This window comes from Variovorax sp. Root411 (assembly GCF_001425205.1).
Taxonomy (GTDB): Bacteria; Pseudomonadota; Gammaproteobacteria; order Burkholderiales; family Burkholderiaceae_C; genus Variovorax.
On sequence record NZ_LMDW01000018.1, the window covers coordinates 55,558 to 73,013 of the forward strand.

The window sequence follows — 17,456 nt, forward strand, 5'->3', positions numbered from 1 at the left end:
ACAGGGCGTCGGGTGCTCCCCGCAGCGAAATAAAGGAGGAGCGAAGCGGGGGACATTCGCGGAGGGGAGTACCCGGCGGCCTGTGCACGCACCCCGAATGCACTCGAAGCGAACGCAAGCGCCCTGAAACACAACACGCGATGGATCACTGAGATGGAAGCGCTCCTGAACCCTTCTTCAAGCCAGGCGCCAGACAAGAGCCTGCTGCGCACCTGGGGCCCGCTCGCACTGATCCTGGTGCTGATCGCGCTGCCGTTCCTGCCGCTGCCCGACTTCTGGATCATCCAGCTCAACTACATCGGCATCTACACGCTGCCCGTGCTCGGCCTCGTGCTGCTCACCGGCGTCGGCGGCCTCACCTCCTTCGGGCAGGCGGCCTTCGTGGGCATCGGCGCGTACACCACCGCCTACCTCACGGTGAACACCGGCCTGTCGCCATGGGTCACGCTGTTCATCGGCCTGGCGCTCACCGGCCTCAGCGCCGCGTTCATCGGCGCGATCACGCTGCGCATGTCGGGCCACTACCTGCCGCTGGCGACCATCGCGTGGGCGCTGTCGCTGTACTACCTCATGGGCAACCTCGATGCGCTCGGCAAGTACGACGGCATCCTGGGCGTGAAGGGGCTGTCGCTGTTCGGTTTCGAGTTCGGCCAGCAGCGGCTGTTCTACGGCGTCGTCTGGGCTTTCGCGATCCTCGCTGCGTTCGCGGTGATCCGCCTGCTCGATTCGCGCAGCGGCCGCGCCATCCGTTCGCTGGCCGGCGGCTCGCAGATGGCCGAGGCCATGGGCGTGAACACGCTGCGCTTCAAGATCGGCATCTTCGTGCTGGCGGCCATGCTCGCATCGATCTCGGGCTGGCTGTTCGCGCACTTCCAGCGCACGGTGAACCCCTCGCCCTTCGGCCTGAAAATGGGCATCGAATACCTGTTCATGGCGGTGCTCGGCGGCGCGGCCCACGTGTGGGGCGCCATCGCAGGTGCCGGCGTGGTCAAGCTGCTCGAAGACCAATTGCAGGTGCTGCTGCCCAAGCTCATCGGCACGGCCGGCAGCTACGAGTTGATCGTGTTCGGCATCATGATCGTGCTGGTGCTCAAGTACCTGCCCAGCGGGCTGTGGGCCTTCGTCGACCGGCGCCTGCCGCGTCCGCGCCGCAGCGTCGACTGGCAGGATGCGAAGGACCTGCCCGCGCGCGCCAAGCCGGCTGCCGGCGAGGTGGTGCTCGACGTGCAGGCCATCCGCAAGACCTTCGGCGGGCTGGTGGCGGTGAACGACATCAGCTTCCAGACGCGTGCCGGCCAGATCGTCGGCCTCATCGGGCCGAACGGCGCGGGCAAGTCGACCACCTTCAACCTCGTGACCGGCGTGCTCGGGCTTTCGGGCGGCGCGGTGCGCTTCCGTGGCGAGGCTATCGGCGGGCTGGGCGCGCGACAGATCGCGCAGCGCGGCGTGTCGCGCACCTTCCAGCACGTGAAGATGGTGGCCGACATGACGGTGCTCGAGAACGTGGCGCTGGGCGCCCACCTGCGCGGCCACAAAGGTGCCGTCGCCGCCATGCTGCGCATCGACCGCACGGAAGAGCGCGCGCTGTTCCGCGAGGCCGAGCGCCAGCTGCAGCGCGTAGGCATGGGCGACTACCTGCACGAGATCGCAGGCAACCTCGCCATGGGCCAGCAGCGCCTGCTGGAGATTGCGCGCGCACTGTGCGCCGACCCGGCCCTGCTGCTGCTCGACGAGCCCGCGGCCGGCCTGCGCCACAAGGAAAAGGAAGCGCTGGGCAAGGTGCTGCGGCAGCTGCGCAGCGAAGGCATGAGCATCCTGCTGGTCGAGCACGACATGGGGCTGGTGATGGACATCTGCGACCACATCGTGGTGATGGAATTCGGCACGCACCTGATGGAGGGCACGCCCGCCGAAGTGCAGAACAGCGACAAGGTGCGCGCGGCTTACCTCGGAACGGAGCATTGAGATGACCACAACCCCCCTGCTCCACATCCGCGACCTGCACGCCGGCTACGGCCGTGCCGAAGTGCTGCACGGCATCGACCTGAAAGCCGGCCAGGGCAGCGTCGTCACCGTGATCGGCCCGAACGGGGCCGGCAAATCCACGCTGCTCAATGCGCTGATGGGCGTGCTGCCTTCGAAGGGCATCATCGAGTTCAAGGGCCAGCCCATCTCCACGATGACGCTCGAAGAGCGCGTGATGCTCGGCATCGCACTCGTGCCCGAGAAGCGCGAGCTGTTCGGCACCATGCCGGTGGAAGACAACCTCGTGCTCGGCGGTTTTCGCCAGGTGCGGCTGCGCAACAAGCAGTGGCGCGACCGCATCGACGAGGTCTACACGCTGTTCCCGCGCCTGAAGGAGCGCCGCGCGCAGCTGGCCGGCACGCTGTCGGGCGGCGAGCGGCAGATGCTGGCGGTGGGCCGCGCGCTGATGTCGCGCCCCACGCTGCTGATGCTCGACGAACCCAGCCTGGGCCTTGCGCCGCTGGTCGTGCAGGAGATCTTCCGCACGGTCGATGCGCTGCGCGCCACGGGCGTCACCATCCTGCTGGTCGAGCAGAACGCGCGCGCCGCGCTCGAAGTGGCCGACCACGGCTATGTGCTCGAGATGGGCAGCGTGAGCCTCGAAGGCGAAGCGAAGAAGCTGGCGGTCGATTCGCGCGTGATCGACACCTACCTGGGCGCGGCAAAAAAAGCCGCCTGAAGACAGCGTCGCGGCCTGCGCGGCAAGGAGAAGACATGAACCGACAGCGCCACATCCCCCTCGGCCTGTGCGCGACCGCGCTCGGGGTTGCTGCATTGCTTGCGGCCTGCGCGGGGCAATCCCGTGCACCGCATGCGCCGCTGGCCGCCGCGCGTCCTGGCACGCTGCAGGCCTGCACCGACCTCGCCGCGCGCGCTGCGCTGCCGGGCACGGTCTACAGCTCGGCCACCGAAGTGCCTGCGGGCACCGTCACGATCGGCGGCGTGGCAATGGCCGCACCCGCGCACTGCCTCGTGCAGGGCCGCATGAACGAACGCACCAGCCCCGTCGACAACCAGCGCTACGCCGTCGGCTTCGAGATGCGGCTGCCGGTGGCATGGAACGGCCGCTTCTTCTACCAGGCCAACGGCGGGCTCGACGGCGTGGTGGTGCCCGCGCTCGGTGGCATCGGCGGTGGCGCTCCGCGCAGCAGCGCGCTGCAGATGGGCTTCGCCGTCATCAGTTCCGATGCCGGCCATGCCGGTTCGATGGGCCCGCGCTTCGGGCTCGACCCGCAGGCACGGCTCGACTACGGCTACAACGCCGTCGCGCAGCTCACGCCGATGGCGAAGAACCTGATCGCCAAGGCCTACGGCCGCGGGCCCGACCGCTCCTACTTCGGCGGCTGCTCCAACGGCGGCCGGCATGCGATGGTGGCCGCGGTGCGTTCGGCGCAGCAGTACGACGGCATCCTCGCGGGCGACCCTGGCTTCAACCTGCCGAAGGCGGCGGTGGCACAGCTCTACGGTGCGCAGCAATACGCAGCCGTGGCCAGCGCGAAGACGCCGGCTGGCCAGCCCGACCTGCAGAGTGCCTTCACACCGGCCGAGATGAAGCTGGTGGCCGACAAGGTGCTGCAGCGCTGCGATGCACTCGATGGATTGGCGGACGGCATCGTGTCGAACGTGCGGGCCTGCCAGGCGCGCTTCGACATCCAGGCGGCCGTGCCCACCTGCGCCGCGGGCACGCGTGACGGCATGTGCCTCAGCGCGCCGCAGAAGAACGCACTCGCCAACGTGTTCGTCAAGGGTGCGCGCAACAGCGCAGGCCAGTCGCTCTACAGCAGCTTCCCGTTCGATGCGGGCGTGAGCGGCAGCAACTGGCGCGAGTGGAAGTTCGCAAGTCCGCCGACGCGCGACGCAGGTGCCGTGGGCTTCATCTTCACCACGCCGCCGCTGGCCGACCGGCCGCAGGGCCTGCCCTTCGCGCTGGGCTTCGACATGGACCGCGACGCTCCGCGCATCACGGCCACCGACGGCGTGTTCCACGAGTCGGCGCTCTCGTTCATGACGCCGCCGGACGCGGCCAACCTGGGCGCGCTGCGCGACAAGGGCGGCCGCATGATCGTCTACCACGGCACCAGCGACCCGGTGTTCTCGTCCGACGACACCGCCGCCTGGTACGAGCGCGTGCAGGCCGCGAACGGCGGCGATGCATCTGCGTTCGCGCGCTACTTCCCCGTGCCCGGCATGAACCACTGCGCAGGCGGCCCTGCGACCGACCAGTTCGACATGCTGAGCGCGCTGGTCGATTGGGTTGAGCAGGGCAAGGCGCCCGCGTCGGTCACCGCCGCCGCCCGCGGTGCGGGCACGCCGGTGCCCAACGCCGAAGTGCCGGCCAACTGGTCGGCGCAGCGCACGCGGCCGCTGTGCCCCTATCCACAGGTCGCCACCTACACCGGTGGCGACACGGAGCGCGCGAGCAGTTTCGCCTGCAAGCCCCCTGCCCCATAGATTTCCGCTCCCCGATGGACTATCAACCCCGCCCCGAAGACGTCCGTTTTCTGCTCAATGCCGTGCTCGATGCGCCCGCGCGCCTGGCCGCGCTCGCGCCCTTTGCAGAAATCGACGAGGCGCTGCAGTCGCAGGTGCTCGAAGAAGCGGGCCGCTTCGTCGGCGAAGTGGTCGCGCCCATCAACCGTGGCGGCGACGAAATCGGATGCCGCTTTGCCGATGGCGAAGTGACCTGCCCGCCCGGTTTTCGCGAGGCGTACCAGGCCTTCGTCGACGGTGGCTGGCCTGCCCTCTCGGCCGCGACGGAAGATGGCGGCCAGGGCCTGCCGGCGGTGCTCGAAGCCGTGCTCTACGAATGGCTGGCCGCCGCCAACCACGGCCTGACGATGGCGCCCGGCCTGCTGCACGGCGCGTATGCCTGCCTCAAGCACCATGGCAGCGACGAACTGAAGCAACGCTACCTGCAGAAGATCGCCACCGGCGAATGGCTCGCCACGATGTGCCTCACCGAGGCGCACGCAGGCAGCGACCTGGGCCAGGTGCGCACGCGCGCCCTGCCGCAGGCCGACGGCAGTCTGCGGGTGAATGGCGGCAAGATCTTCATCTCCGGCGGCGAACACGACCTGACGCCGAACATCGTGCACCTTGTGCTGTGCCGCTTGCCCGATGCGCCGGCCGGCCCCAAGGGCCTATCGCTGGTGCTCGTGCCCAAGCTGTTGCCCGATGGCTCACGCAATGCGGTGCACTGCGAGCGCATCGAGGAAAAGATGGGTCTGCATGGCAGCCCCACCTGCACGATGCGCTTCGACGATGCCGCCGGTTGGCTGGTCGGTGAGCCCGGCCATGGTTTGGCCGCGATGTTCGTGATGATGAATTCCGCGCGCCTGCACGTCGCGCTGCAGGGCATCGGCCTGCTCGATGCCGCGTGGCAGAAGGCCGATGCCTATGCCGCCGAACGCCGCCAGATGCGCGCGCCCGGCCCCGTGCCCGCCAGCCGCGGCGCCGAGCCGGCCGACCTGATTGCCGAGCACCCCGCCGTGCGCCGCATCCTCGACACGCAGCGCGCCTGGATCGACGGCGCGCGCACCCTCGCCTACCGCAGCGCGCTGATGCTCGACGTGGCCGCGCACGACGCCGATCCCAAGGCCCGCGAACAAGCGCAGCGCTGGTGCTCGCTCGTCACGCCGGTGCTCAAGGCCGCGTGCACGCAGCAAGCCTTCCACGGCGCAAGCGAATGCCTGCAGGTGTTCGGCGGCCACGGCTACGTGCGCGAATGGGGCATCGAGCAGGTGGTGCGCGATGCGCGCGTGACCATGATCTACGAGGGCACCAACGAGATCCAGGCCATCGACCTGCTGGTGCGCAAGGTGCTGCCCGACGGCGGCACCGGCATGTCGGCCGTGCTGCTCGAACTTCGCGACACGCTCGACGCTTCGCGCGAGGCCGATGCCGACGCGCAGCGCCGGCTGGTGCAGCTGCGCTACCTGTGCACCACGGTGGCGATTGCAGCGCAAGCCAACGCCGTGCTGCCGTACGAAATAGCCGACGACTACCTGCGCGTGACGATGCTCGCGTTGATGGCGTGGGCCTGGGCCCGCATCGAGGCCGCCGCCCCGCAGGACGCCGCACGGGCGCGCACGGCCGACGCCTTCCGCCGCTGGGTGCTGCCCGAGTTCGAGATGCGGCTGGGCATCGTCAAGCGGGCCTGCGAGACGGTCGCACTGGCCCATGCCGCGCAGCCGCCTGGTGTCGCACGGTAGGCATCCTGGATTCGCGCAGGCAGTTACGCTCTTGTCCATGGCTTCCTCCTCGAAATCCGTTTCCGCGAAAGGCGAGCAGGCCGCGGCGCGGCAAGTCAAGTCGGATCGGCTCGATGCCCGCATGCTCGAAACGCTGGTCGGCTACAACGCACGCCGGGCGTGGCTGATCGTGAGCGCCTTCTTCGCGGAGCGCATGGCGCCCTATGGCCTCAAGCAGATCGACTTCTCGGTGCTCTCGCTGCTGGCGCACAACCCGGGCGCCACGTCGCGGCAGCTGTGCAACACGCTGGACATCCTGCCGCCGAACCTCGTGAGCCTGGTGGCCACGCTGGACAGCCGGGGCCTCATCGAACGCCGTCCCCACCCGCACGACGGCCGCGCCGTCGGCCTGCACCTCACAGCCGCCGGCGAAACGCTGATCCGCGAGGCCGAACAGACCGTGGTGCAACTGGAAGCCGACGCCAGCGCCAGGCTCACCGCCCGCGAGCGCGAGACGCTGATCAGGCTGCTGCAGAAGATCTATCTCTAGGCTTCAGGGGGCTCGGGGGCTTCAGAGACCTCGCCCGACCATATCGATCACTTGCTGGCCGAGCGCATGGGCCGCCTCGGCATCCATGCCGCGCAGCGGCCCGTCGATGAGGAGCAGCGCCAGCCCGTGCACGGCGCTCCACGCGAGGTACTCGGCATTCGGGCGCCGCGCCGGGTCGAGCACGCCCGCGTCCGCCAGCCGGTCGATGGCCTTGCCCAGGAGCTGGAATGGGTCCAGCCCGCTCGCGCCGGCTTTTCCGGCGCCGAGTTCGCCGTTGCCCTCGTCGGAAATCACGAAGGCCGTGCGGAACAAGCCGGGCTCGGCCAGCGCAAAGCGCAGATAGGCGGTGCCGATGGCGCGCAGCTGCGCGCGCGCGAAATCGGCAGGAGCCTGGTCGCAAGGCAGCACTGCTAGTTCTTTCTCCATCGCGCCCGCCGCCGCGGCCAGGGCGGCTTCGCGCACCGCCAGCAAAAGCTCCTGCCGGCTGCCGAAGTGCCGGTACGCCGCGTTCGGCACGACCCCCACACGCCGCGTGGCTTCGCGCAGCACCACCGCATCCGGGCCGCCGTCACGCGCCAGTTCAATGCCCGCGTCGACCAGCGCCCGCCGCAGATCGCCGTGCCGGTACGTGCTGCGGGCGGGCGGCAGGCTGTCGGGGACGTTGTTGAGCTTCATTTCATTTCCATGTGGACACTGTCCATTATCCCTGCTATTCTTTGTGGACGGTGTACACAAAGTAATCCGATTGTTTGCGACCCATGACACCGGGGGCTTCGCGAATTACCTCTTCAGTTCAAAGGAACCGCCATGAAAGTCCAGTCTTACCTCTCGTTCGAAGGCCGCTGCGACGAAGCGCTCGGCTTCTACAAGAAGGCGCTCGGCGCCGAGGTCGTGCAGCTCATGCGCTACAGCGAAGCGCCTGCCGGAGCCCCATCGGACAACGCGGACGCCAGCTGCGGCGGCGCAATGCCCGATGCCAGCAAGGTGATGCACGCGGTGTTCCGCATCGGCGACACCGAGCTGATGGCCTCGGACGGCCGCTGCTCGGGCCAGACGAAGTTCGAGGGCATCATGCTCGCGCTCACCGCGAAGACCGACACCGAAGTCGTCAAGTGGTTCAACGCATTGGCCGAGGGCGGGCAGGTCACGCAGCCGCTGATCCCGACCTTCTTCACCTCGAACTTCGGCATGCTGACCGACCGCTTAGGCGTAGGCTGGCTGCTGGTGGTCGAGCAGGCGGGCTGACCCCGCGCCTGCATCCGTCTTGGAGGAAGCACCGCGCCATGCCCAAGACGGCCACCGAAAAGTAACCGAGGACGCTTCATGTCTCCCAACAACCAACTCGACAACCGCAAGCGCTGGCTCGCATTGATGGTGCTGTGCCTCGGCGTTCTGATGATCGTGCTCGACACCACCATCGTGAACGTGGCGCTGCCCTCGATCCGCACCGACCTGGGCTTCACCGAGACCTCGCTGGTCTGGGTGGTGAACGCCTACATGCTGACCTTCGGCGGTTTCCTGCTGCTGGGCGGCCGGCTCGGCGACCTGTACGGCCACCGCCGCGTGTTCCTCGCGGGCCTGGTGCTGTTCACGCTGGCCTCGCTGGCCTGCGGCATCTCGACCTCGCAGGGCCTGCTGGTAGCAGCGCGCGCGGTGCAGGGCCTGGGCGGCGCGGTGGTGTCGGCCGTGTCGCTCTCGCTGATCATGAATCTCTTCACCGAGCCGGCCGACCGCGCCAAGGCCATGGGCGTGTACGGCTTCGTCTGCGCGGGCGGCGGCAGCATCGGCGTGCTGCTGGGCGGCCTGCTCACGAGCACGCTGAGCTGGCACTGGATCTTTCTGGTGAACCTGCCGATCGGCGTGGCGGTGTATGCGCTGTGCGTGGCGCTGCTGCCGGGCGCGCTCGGCCATGCGCATGGTGAGAAGCTCGACGTGGCCGGCGCCGTCACCGTCACGCTGTCGCTGATGCTCGCGGTGTACGGCGTGGTCAACGGCAACGAGGCGGGCTGGGACTCCACGCAAACGGTTGGCCTGCTCGGCGCGGCCGTGGTGCTGCTGGCCATCTTCATCGCCATCGAGGCGCGCGTGCGGCATCCGCTGATGCCGCTCAGCCTGTTCAGGCTGCGCAGCGTGTCGGTGGCCAACGTGGTCGGCGTGCTGTGGGCCGCGGCGATGTTCGCGTGGTTCTTCATCTCGGCGCTCTACATGCAGCTGGTGCTGAACTACACGCCGATGCAGATCGGGCTGGCCTTCCTGCCGGCCAACGTGATCATGGCGGTGTTCTCGCTCGGCCTCTCCGCGAAGATCGTGATGCGCTTCGGCATCCGCAAGCCGCTGGCGGCCGGGCTCTGGCTCGCGGCCATCGGGCTGGCGCTGTTCGCGCGCGCGCCGGTCAACGGCAGCTTCGTGGTCGACGTGCTGCCCGGCATGATGCTGCTGGGCCTCGGCGCGGGCATGGCCTTCAACCCGGTGCTGCTGGCGGCCATGAGCGAGGTGAGCCCGGCCGATTCGGGCCTGGCCTCGGGCGTGGTCAACACCTCGTTCATGATGGGCGGCGCGCTGGGGCTGGCCGTGCTGGCCAGCGCCGCAGCCGCGCGCTCCGCGTCGATGGAAGCGGCCGGCGCGCAGATGCCGCTGGCGCTCACCGGCGGCTACAACCTTGCGTTTCTCGTCGGTGCCGTGTTCGCGGCGGCGGCGGGTTTGATCGGGGCCTTGCTGCTTCGCACCGCCATGCCGGGGCAGGCGCAGAACAACGAAGAAGCAGCACCCCGTGGCACGGCGGGCGGCACGGCGTCGTGAACAACAGCACGCCATGCCGCAACCGCCGGTTTTCTTTCTCCAACGCTTCCACTCTTTGTTCAGGAGAACACCCATGGCTCGTTATGTAGACGGCTTCATCGTCGCCGTTCCCACCGCGAACGTAGAGGCCTACCGCAAGCTCGCGCACAAGGCCGGCAAGATCTGGATGGAATACGGCGCACTCGAATACGTGGAATGCATCGCCGACGACGTGAAACCCGGCAAGCTGACCTCGTTTCCGCAAAGCGTGAAGCAGAAGCCCGACGAGATGGTGGCCTTCTCGTGGATCACCTACAAATCGCGCAAGCACCGCGACACGGTGAACGCGAAGGTGATGGCCGACCCGCGCATCGCGGCGATGGACCCGAAGACGATGCCCTTCGATGCGAAGCGGATGATTTTCGGCGGCTTCAAAAGCATCGTAGAGCTCTGAGTCTGCCCGGTGGCTCAGGCAACGAATCCGTCGTAGACGAGCTTGAGCCCCGTCAGCAGCATCCCCAGGTACACGAAGCGATAGAACCACGTCGCATCGATGCGCCGCGCAATGCGGATGCCGACCCACACGCCCAGCGGCGCGATCGGCATCAGCACCAGCGACGTGGCCAGCGTGCGGAAGTCGAGCAGGCCGAGCCACGCGTAGGGAATCCACTTGCTGAGGTTCACCACGAAGAAAAAATACGCCATGGTGGCCGTGAAGATCACCGGAGAGAGCCGCAGCGGGATGACGTAAGCGTTGATCGGCGGCCCGCCCGCATGCGCGATGAAGCTGGTGAAGCCCGACACCGTGGTCAGCACTGCGCCCACGCCGCGCGAAGGCAGCGGGTCGTCGGCCTTCGGCGGAAACAGCAGCCGCTGCGCCAGGAACAGCAGCGTGAACACGCCCACGATGCCCGCCACCGTGTGCGCCGGCAGCGCGCGAAACAGCAGCGTGCCGATCACCGTGCCCAGCAGCCCGAACGGAATCAGGAACTTGAGCAGCGAACGGTCGAAGTCGCGCCGGAACGCGGCAATGCCCAGCAGGTCCATCAGCAGCAACAGCGGCATCAGGATGGCCGCCGCCTGCGGCACCGTGACGGCCAGCGCCATCATCGGCACCGCGAGCGAGCCGAAGCCCGCGCCGAAGCCGCTCTTGCTGATGCCGAGCAGCAGCACGGCGGGAATGGCGACCGCGTAGAAATGCGGGTCGGTGATCAGGGGAAAGGCCATGGGAAGGAGCAGCGCGAAAAAAAGCCCGCCGGGTGGCAGGCTTCGCGAGCGTAGCAGGACGGGGCGCAGCTCGATCAGGCGGGCTGCTTCAGCGGGTTGAGCACGAAGTCGAAATCGAGCCGCCAGCGGCCGTTGGCCTGCTTCGTCCACGGCGCCACCAGCGACTGGCGCACCGCGAACACCGCGTCGGAGTCGAGCCACTCGTCGCCGTCGCGGAACACATGGGTGATGAGCCGCTCGTAGCCGGGCGCCTCGATCTTGAAATGCAGGTGCGCGGGCCGCCACGGGTGGCGCCTGGTAGCGCGCAGCAAGTCGCCCACGGGGCCGTCGACCGGGATCGGATACGCCACCGCCACCACGCTGCGGAAATGCAGCGAGCCGTCGGGCCCGGTGCGCAGCGTGCCGCGGTTCTCGGCATGGTCGAGTCCGGGGTGCTGCACGTCGTAATGGCCGCCCGCGTCGGCCTGCCACACATCGACGACCGCATTCGCCACCGGTTCGCCATCGAGCCCGCGCACCGTGGCGAACACATCGCAGGGCTCGCCCTCGGCGCCGTTGGCCACGTCGTCGCCATGCTCGTACCCGGGGGCGCCGTCGAAGTAGAAGGGGCCGAACACGGTGGCCTCTGTGCAGCCGGCCGGCTTGTCGTTGTTCATCGCGATGGTGAGCATCGAAAGGCCCAGCACATCCGACAGCAGGATGAACTCCTGCCGCTTGTCATCGCACTTCTGGCCCGTGGCCGTGAGGTACTGGATGCCCTGGAACCACTCGGCCTCGGTGAGCTTCACCTCGCGCGCGAAGGCGTGCAGGTGCTGCACGAGGCTGGTCATGATCTCGTGCAGGCGCGGGTCGGGCGTGTCGGCGAAGCGCGCGAGCACGGCCTGCGTGATGTTGTCCTGGTCGAGGTTGCGCATCGTGGTTGTCTCCATGGGATCTGGTCGTCGGATACGACGCACTGTAGGCCGCGCACCGCTGCCCCGAAAGCACCTGGGCGCAAATGATTTTTCCGGCCAGCGGAACGGTCGCGCCCGCCCTGCGCCAAAATCGCCCGGCCCGACCAAAGACAAGCCCCGAAAACAACGCCCCATGGACCGCTGGACCGAAATCGCCCTACTCGTGCAGATCGCCGATGCCGGCAGCCTGAGCCGCGCGGCCGAGGCGCTGGGCCTGTCGAACGCCGCCGCGAGCCGCCACCTGGGCGCGCTCGAGGCCCGGCTGGGCGCGCGGCTGGTCGAGCGCAACACGCGCCGCCTGTACCTGACCGACACCGGCCGCGAGTTCTGCGGCCGCGCCCGGACCATCCTGGCCGACCTGTCGGATGCCGAATCGACGGTGAACGCCACCGCGCTCAACCCGACGGGCACGCTGCGCATCACGGCCTCGCTCTCTTTCTCGGTCCACCACATCGCGCCGCTGCTGCGCGAGTACACCCAGCGCTACCCGGGCGTGACGGTGCACGTGGAAGCAGCCAACCGCTACTTCGACCTGATCGACAACAACATCGACGTGGCGATCCGCACGCGCGAGTACGAGCCCGACTCCAACGTGACGATCCGCCGGCTCGGCGAGACGCGGCGCATCCTCGCGGCCTCGCCGCGCTACTTCGCGCAGCATGGCTTTCCGAAGACGCTGGACGAACTGAAGCAGCACAAGCTGCTGATCTACACCCACGCCAACAACCCGAACGAACTGCGCTTCAGCCGGGACGGGGAAACGCACACGGTGTCGGTCACGGGGCTGCTCGAATCGAATGACGGCCAGGTGCTGCGCGCCGCCGCGCTCGACGGCATGGGCATCCTCGTGCAGCCGACCTACATCGTGTACGAAGACATCGTGGCCGGCCGGCTGGTACCCACGCTGGACGACTGGGACCTGCCGCACCTGGCGATCAACCTCGCGTATCCCAGCCGCAAGCACCTGTCGGCGAAGGTGCGCAGCTTCATCGACTTCATGGCCGCGCACTTCGCAAAGATGGAGTACGAGCGGAAATGGACCGGGCACTTCGGCATGCGCTGACGGGCCTTTTCGCGAAAACATGTGCGTAAACGCACATCCGGGTTTTCGGCAGCTCCGCACACTGGAACCGCAACCGTCGCATTCCGCGGCGGCCTTCCATTTCCAAGGATCCGCCATGAACACCCAGGCCGCCAACACCGCGCGAGCGCCGATCGCATCGCCGCTGTCCGCCCTCTCCCCCACCACGCTGGACGATTCCGGCAAGCTGCTGATCCGCGTGACGGTCGGCTTCCTGGTGCTGCTGCACGGCATCTTCAAGCTGTCGGCCGGCGTGGGCTTCATCGGCGGCATGCTGGCCAAGGCCGGGCTGCCGGGCGGGCTGGCCTACCTCGTGTACGTGGGCGAGATCGTCGCGCCGCTGCTGATGATTGCCGGCGTCTTCACCCGCGCCGCGGCCGCCGTGGTGGTGATCAACATGCTGGTGGCCTTCGGCCTCGTGCACATGGCCGACCTGTTCGCAATGACCAAGCAGGGCGGCTGGGCGCTGGAACTGCAGGGCCTGTACCTGTTCGGCGCGCTGACGGTGGTGCTGCTGGGCGCCGGCCGCTTCTCCGTCGGCGGCGTCAAGGGCCGCTGGAACTGATCGCTTTCCGGCTCAGCCGGCGTCGCCCCTGACCTGCGAGACCATAGCTTCGAGGCGGGCGGCATCGGCCACCAGCAGGGCCTTGTCGTCCTTGCGCAGCACGCCGCTGCGCACCAGCACATTGAGCTCGCGCGTCACCTGCTCGCGGTTGGTGCTGATCTGGCTGGCCAGCGCCGCGTGCTTGGGCGCCGGGTCAAGCCGGGCCTGGTTGCCCTCGACACCGGCGGCGCGGGCCAGGCGCAGCAGTTCGGCATGCAGCCGGTTCTGCACGCCGAGGGTGCTCAGGTCGATGACGCGCTCCGACAGCTGGCGCACCAATGACGCCAGCCGCAGCATCACCCGCTCGGCCACCAGCGGCTCGTCGCGCAGCAGGGCCATGAAGGCGGCGCGGTCGAGGCTGGCCACCACGCTGGGCTCCAGCGTGACCACGTCGGCGGAGCGCGGGCCGCCGTCGATGGCGGCGATATCGCCGAAGTGCTCGCCGGCTTCGGAATCGCGGAAGGTGACCTGCCGGCCGTTGGCCGAATAGGTCGTCACCCGCACCCGGCCCGACACCAGCAGGAACACCTCGCCCTGCTGCTCGGCGCGCAGCAGCAAGGGCTTGCCGGCCTCCACGCTGTGCCACAGGCATTGCTGGGCCAGCAGGTCCAGGCGCTGGTCGGACAGGCCTTCGAGCAGCGCGATCTGGCGCAGCGCAAGGCTGGAACGGGGAGAGGAAGGTTCAGGTTTGTCCATGCCGGGGGTCGGTGGGGGCGCGCGCATTATGCTCGGGTGCCGCTTCGAACCCGTTCATGGACAGACGTTCCCCCCAAGCCCCTTTTCCTTCGCTGAGACCGCCGACACGGCGCAATCTCCGCTGGGCGAGCGGGCTGGTGCTGATGGCCTACATCACGGCGCACCTGCTGAACCATTCGCTGGGCATCTATTCCTTTGCCGCTGCCGAGAGCGTGCTGCGCGGCGTACAGAAGTTCTGGCACAGCCTGCCGGGCACGGTGTTGCTGTATGGCGCGGCGGCCGTGCACCTGGCGCTGGCCGTGGTCGCCCTGTGGGAGCGCCGCACGCTGCGCATGCCGCCGCTCGAAGGCCTGCGCGTGCTGCTCGGCTTCGCGCTGCCGCTGCTGCTGGCCACGCACCTCACGGCCATGCGCGGCGCCTACCTGGCGTATGGCATCGAGGGCTCGTACGTGCGCGTGGTCTGGGGGTTGTGGGACTGGCCGGGCGCGGCCGCACAGCTCGTGATGATGCTCGCGGCCTGGGCCCACGGCTGCCTGGGCCTGCACTTCGCGCTGCGGGTGAAGCCGGCCTGGCGGCGCTTCTCCCATCTGCTGCTGGCCATCGCGGTGGCGCTGCCGCTGATGGCGGCGATGGGCTTCCTGTCGATGGGGCGCGAGTTCCAGTGGACCGGCGTGCCGCCCGTCACGCTGCCGACGCCCGAGCAGGGCAAGGCGCTCAATGCGGCCGAAGGCGGCATCAAGTGGTTCTACGGCCTGGCGTTGATCGCACTGCTCGCGGCGCGCTGGGGGCGCAACGGCTTGGCGCGCTGGTCGCGGCAACCGTCCGTGGCGCTGCGCTATCCCGGTCGCACGGTGCAGGTGCCGCGCGGCTGGAGCGTGCTGGAGGCGAGCCGCTCGCACGGCATCGCGCATGTCTCGATCTGCGGCGGACGTGCGCGCTGCTCGACCTGCCGCGTGCGCGTGGCCGGTGCGGCCGAGCACATCGGCGAGCCCGGCCGCGACGAGCAGCGCACGCTTGAGCGCGTGCGAGCGCCGGCCGACGTGCGCTTGGCCTGCCAGCTGCGCCCGCACGGCGACATCGAAGTCACGCCGCTGTTCGCACCGCTGCCAAACGAAGGCCGGCCCGCGCCGGTCGGCAGCTTCGGGCGCGAGCGCGACGTGGCGATTTTGTTCGTCGACCTGCGGCGCTGGTCGGGCCTGTCGGAGCGCCAGTGGCCCTTCGACCTGGCCTACGTGCTCGACCGCTACTTCGCCACCGTGGGTGCGGCCGTGCGCGAAAGCGGCGGCGTGCCAAACCAATTCATCGGCGACAGCGTGATGGCGATCTTCGGGCTCGAGTGCGACCTTCCCACCGCCTGCAGGCAGGCGCTGCGCGCCACCGAGCTGATCGGCCAGCGCATGGACGCATGGAGCGAAGGCTTCGAGGCGCAGTTCGGCCAGCGGCTGGAGTTCGGCATGGGGCTGCATGCGGGGCGCGCCGCGGTGGGTGAAGTGGGCTACCTGGAGACCACGACCTTCACCGCCATCGGCGAAGTGGTCAACACCGCGAGCCGGCTGCAGGACCACTCGAAGACCGCGGCATCGCGCCTCGTGGTGTCGCTGTTCGCGGCCGAGCAGGCCGGCGTCGCGGATGCGATGGGCGCAGTCGAAACGCTCACCGTGCGCGGCCGCTCCGAACCCCTTGCGGTGCTCTACGCGCCACACGCAGCAGCCCCTTTGTAATCGCCGAAAGCGGTGCGCAAACGCACAGCGCGATCCACGATGCGGTTTCACACTGCATCTTGTGGCAACGACGAATGTCCGCCGCCCACGCAGTCAATCAAAGGGACTCTCATCATGAACACCAAGCAACTCATCGCCGTTTCCGCAGCCGCACTCGCCATGCTGGGCGCCGCTGGCGCACACGCCGAAACCTACGAAGGCGTGCATGCCGCCACCTCGGTCGCGAGCCGCGCCGACGTGAAGGCCGAAGCCGCTGCCGCCGCACGCGACGGCAACGCCTACTCGGACAGCGCCGCCGAAGGCACCGTGGCCGTCAACTCCACGCTCGACCGCAGCGCCGTGCGCGACCAGGCCGTGGCCGCCGCGCACAACCCGCTGCAAAGCCTGGACCGCCGCGCCTTCTACCGCGACGAAGTGCCCTCGGCCTACAAGAAGCCGACGGTGTCGTTCACGCGCCAGGCCGGCCTGTAAACAGCGGCGCGGCCCTGCCCCGCCGGTTCAGGGCCGCGCACCTTCCCAGGCGTCCTGCAGCAAGGCGCGGATCGCAGCGCGCTCCAGCGGGCGCGGATTGGGATACTGGTTCTTGAGCGCGTGCTCGCAGGCCAGGTCGAGATCCGATTCCTTCATGCCGATGTCGCGCAGCGCGACCGGCGCGCCGTTGTCGCGTGCGAGGTCGTACACGGCCTGCGCGGCGCTGCTCCCCCCCAGTGCCTTCGCGATGCGCGCCATGGCCTGCGGCGCCGCCCCGGCGTTGTAGGCAAGTGCGTGCGGCAGCACGATGGTGTGGGTCTCGGCGTGCGGCAGGTTGAAGCTGCCGCCCAGCGTGTGGCACAGCTTGTGGTGCAGCGCCATGCCGACGTTGCCGAGCACCGTGCCGCAGAGCCATGCGCCGTAGAGCGCATCGCTGCGCGCGCCCGGATCGTGCGGTGAGGCGCAGATGGCGGGCAACGCGCGGCCCAGCGCAGCAATGCCTTCCTGCGCCATCAGGTCCATGATCGGATTCGAATCGACCGCGTAGAGCCCTTCGGCCGCATGCGCGATGGCGTTGATGCCGCTGGTCACGCTGATGCCCACGGGCAGGCTCAATGACAGCTCGGGGTCGTAGATCACCGTGCGCGGCAGCACCCTGAAGTCCTTGCCCGTCTTCTTCATGCCGGCTTCCGTGATGCCGTAGATCGGCGTCATCTCGGAGCCCGCGTAGGTGGTCGGGATGGCGAGGATCGGCAGGCCCGAATCAAGCGCAATGGCCTTGCCCAGCCCGGTGGTCGAACCGCCGCCGATGGCCACGGCGCAATCCGCGCCCAGCCGGGCCACCACCTCGCGCGCCTCGCGCGCGGTCTCGATGGGCACGTGCATCACGGCGCGGTCGAACACGCCGGCCGCGTGGCTGCCGAGCATGTCGGCCACGCGCTCGGCCTGCGGGCGCTGCTCGGGCGTGGACAGCACGAGCGCCCGGCGCGCGCCGAGCGCATCGATCTCGCGCGCCAGGTGCTGCAGCGAACCGGCGCCGAACACCACGCGCTGCGGCACGCTGTTGTAGACGAACGAGGGGATGGTCATGGCTTTGCTGTCTCTCGAATGTTCATGAGGCGGCCGGTGCCGGCCGCCCATCGCGCGAGTATCCCGCCGGG

General features: G+C 68.9%; 17 protein-coding genes. 12 read left to right on the forward strand and 5 right to left on the reverse strand.

Features of this window, described 5'->3' with window-relative positions; genetic code table 11:
• Window positions 1-153: 153 nt before the first annotated feature.
• The 5 genes from ASC92_RS22195 to ASC92_RS22215 are packed head-to-tail and all read left to right on the forward strand — an operon-like array spanning window position 154 to window position 6,765.
• Window positions 154-1,965 (forward strand): ABC transporter permease subunit, encoded by a 1,812-nt coding sequence (locus ASC92_RS22195; protein ID WP_056520104.1) that lies wholly within the window; start codon window positions 154-156, stop codon window positions 1,963-1,965.
• A 1-nt stretch (window position 1,966) separates the two neighbouring features.
• Window positions 1,967-2,704, forward strand: coding sequence for an ABC transporter ATP-binding protein (locus ASC92_RS22200; protein ID WP_056520106.1), 738 nt, complete (start codon window positions 1,967-1,969; stop codon window positions 2,702-2,704).
• A 35-nt stretch (window positions 2,705-2,739) separates the two neighbouring features.
• Complete coding sequence (locus tag ASC92_RS22205) at window positions 2,740-4,476, forward strand: tannase/feruloyl esterase family alpha/beta hydrolase (RefSeq protein ID WP_056520108.1); 1,737 nt, start codon at window positions 2,740-2,742, stop codon at window positions 4,474-4,476.
• A gap of 14 nt (window positions 4,477-4,490) precedes the next feature.
• The gene (locus ASC92_RS22210; protein WP_056520110.1) at window positions 4,491-6,236 is read left to right on the forward strand and encodes an acyl-CoA dehydrogenase family protein; all 1,746 of its coding nucleotides are present in this window, start codon (window positions 4,491-4,493) and stop codon (window positions 6,234-6,236) included.
• A 37-nt stretch (window positions 6,237-6,273) separates the two neighbouring features.
• Window positions 6,274-6,765: a MarR family winged helix-turn-helix transcriptional regulator gene (locus tag ASC92_RS22215; protein ID WP_056520112.1), complete on the forward strand. Its 492-nt coding sequence runs from the start codon at window positions 6,274-6,276 to the stop codon at window positions 6,763-6,765.
• 21 nt (window positions 6,766-6,786) lie between these two features.
• Here ASC92_RS22215 and ASC92_RS22220 read toward each other — a convergent pair whose 3' ends face one another.
• Complete coding sequence (locus ASC92_RS22220; RefSeq protein WP_056520114.1) at window positions 6,787-7,440, reverse strand: TetR/AcrR family transcriptional regulator; 654 nt, start codon at window positions 7,438-7,440, stop codon at window positions 6,787-6,789.
• 132 nt (window positions 7,441-7,572) lie between these two features.
• Between ASC92_RS22220 and ASC92_RS22225 the strand changes: the two genes are divergently transcribed.
• The 3 genes from ASC92_RS22225 (at window position 7,573) to ASC92_RS22235 (ending at window position 9,997) form a co-directional block, all read left to right on the forward strand.
• Window positions 7,573-8,010, forward strand: a complete 438-nt coding sequence (locus ASC92_RS22225) for a VOC family protein (RefSeq protein WP_056520116.1) — start codon at window positions 7,573-7,575, stop codon at window positions 8,008-8,010.
• 78 nt (window positions 8,011-8,088) lie between these two features.
• Complete coding sequence (locus ASC92_RS22230) at window positions 8,089-9,564, forward strand: DHA2 family efflux MFS transporter permease subunit (protein WP_056520117.1); 1,476 nt, start codon at window positions 8,089-8,091, stop codon at window positions 9,562-9,564.
• Window positions 9,565-9,637: 73 nt separating this feature from the next.
• Entirely contained in the window at window positions 9,638-9,997 is a 360-nt protein-coding gene (locus tag ASC92_RS22235; RefSeq protein WP_056520119.1) for a DUF1428 domain-containing protein, read from the forward strand.
• Between the two features lie 14 nt (window positions 9,998-10,011).
• On the opposite strand, the gene ASC92_RS22240 is transcribed toward ASC92_RS22235, so the two are convergent.
• Both ASC92_RS22240 and ASC92_RS22245 read right to left on the reverse strand, forming a co-directional pair.
• Window positions 10,012-10,770 (reverse strand): sulfite exporter TauE/SafE family protein, encoded by a 759-nt coding sequence (locus tag ASC92_RS22240; RefSeq protein WP_056520121.1) that lies wholly within the window; start codon window positions 10,768-10,770, stop codon window positions 10,012-10,014.
• Window positions 10,771-10,844: 74 nt separating this feature from the next.
• Entirely contained in the window at window positions 10,845-11,684 is an 840-nt protein-coding gene (locus tag ASC92_RS22245) for an intradiol ring-cleavage dioxygenase (protein ID WP_056520123.1), read from the reverse strand.
• A gap of 172 nt (window positions 11,685-11,856) precedes the next feature.
• On the opposite strand from ASC92_RS22245, the gene ASC92_RS22250 reads away from it, so the two are divergent.
• Both ASC92_RS22250 and ASC92_RS22255 read left to right on the forward strand, forming a co-directional pair.
• Window positions 11,857-12,786, forward strand: a complete 930-nt coding sequence (locus ASC92_RS22250) for a LysR family transcriptional regulator (RefSeq protein ID WP_056520125.1) — start codon at window positions 11,857-11,859, stop codon at window positions 12,784-12,786.
• Window positions 12,787-12,901: 115 nt separating this feature from the next.
• A complete protein-coding gene (locus ASC92_RS22255) occupies window positions 12,902-13,369 on the forward strand; it encodes a DoxX family protein (RefSeq protein ID WP_056520127.1) in 468 nt (155 codons plus the stop codon).
• A 12-nt stretch (window positions 13,370-13,381) separates the two neighbouring features.
• Here the strand turns inward: ASC92_RS22255 and ASC92_RS22260 are convergent, their stop codons facing one another.
• Entirely contained in the window at window positions 13,382-14,131 is a 750-nt protein-coding gene (locus tag ASC92_RS22260) for a Crp/Fnr family transcriptional regulator (protein WP_157609106.1), read from the reverse strand.
• Between the two features lie 29 nt (window positions 14,132-14,160).
• On the opposite strand from ASC92_RS22260, the gene ASC92_RS22265 reads away from it, so the two are divergent.
• Together ASC92_RS22265 and ASC92_RS22270 are read left to right on the forward strand one after the other, a co-directional pair.
• Complete coding sequence (locus ASC92_RS22265) at window positions 14,161-15,825, forward strand: adenylate/guanylate cyclase domain-containing protein (protein ID WP_056520133.1); 1,665 nt, start codon at window positions 14,161-14,163, stop codon at window positions 15,823-15,825.
• Window positions 15,826-15,939: 114 nt separating this feature from the next.
• Window positions 15,940-16,296, forward strand: a complete 357-nt coding sequence (locus ASC92_RS22270; RefSeq protein WP_056520134.1) for a hypothetical protein — start codon at window positions 15,940-15,942, stop codon at window positions 16,294-16,296.
• Window positions 16,297-16,323: 27 nt separating this feature from the next.
• On the opposite strand, the gene ASC92_RS22275 is transcribed toward ASC92_RS22270, so the two are convergent.
• A complete protein-coding gene (locus ASC92_RS22275) occupies window positions 16,324-17,385 on the reverse strand; it encodes a maleylacetate reductase (RefSeq protein ID WP_056520136.1) in 1,062 nt (353 codons plus the stop codon).
• Window positions 17,386-17,456 lie beyond the last annotated feature (71 nt).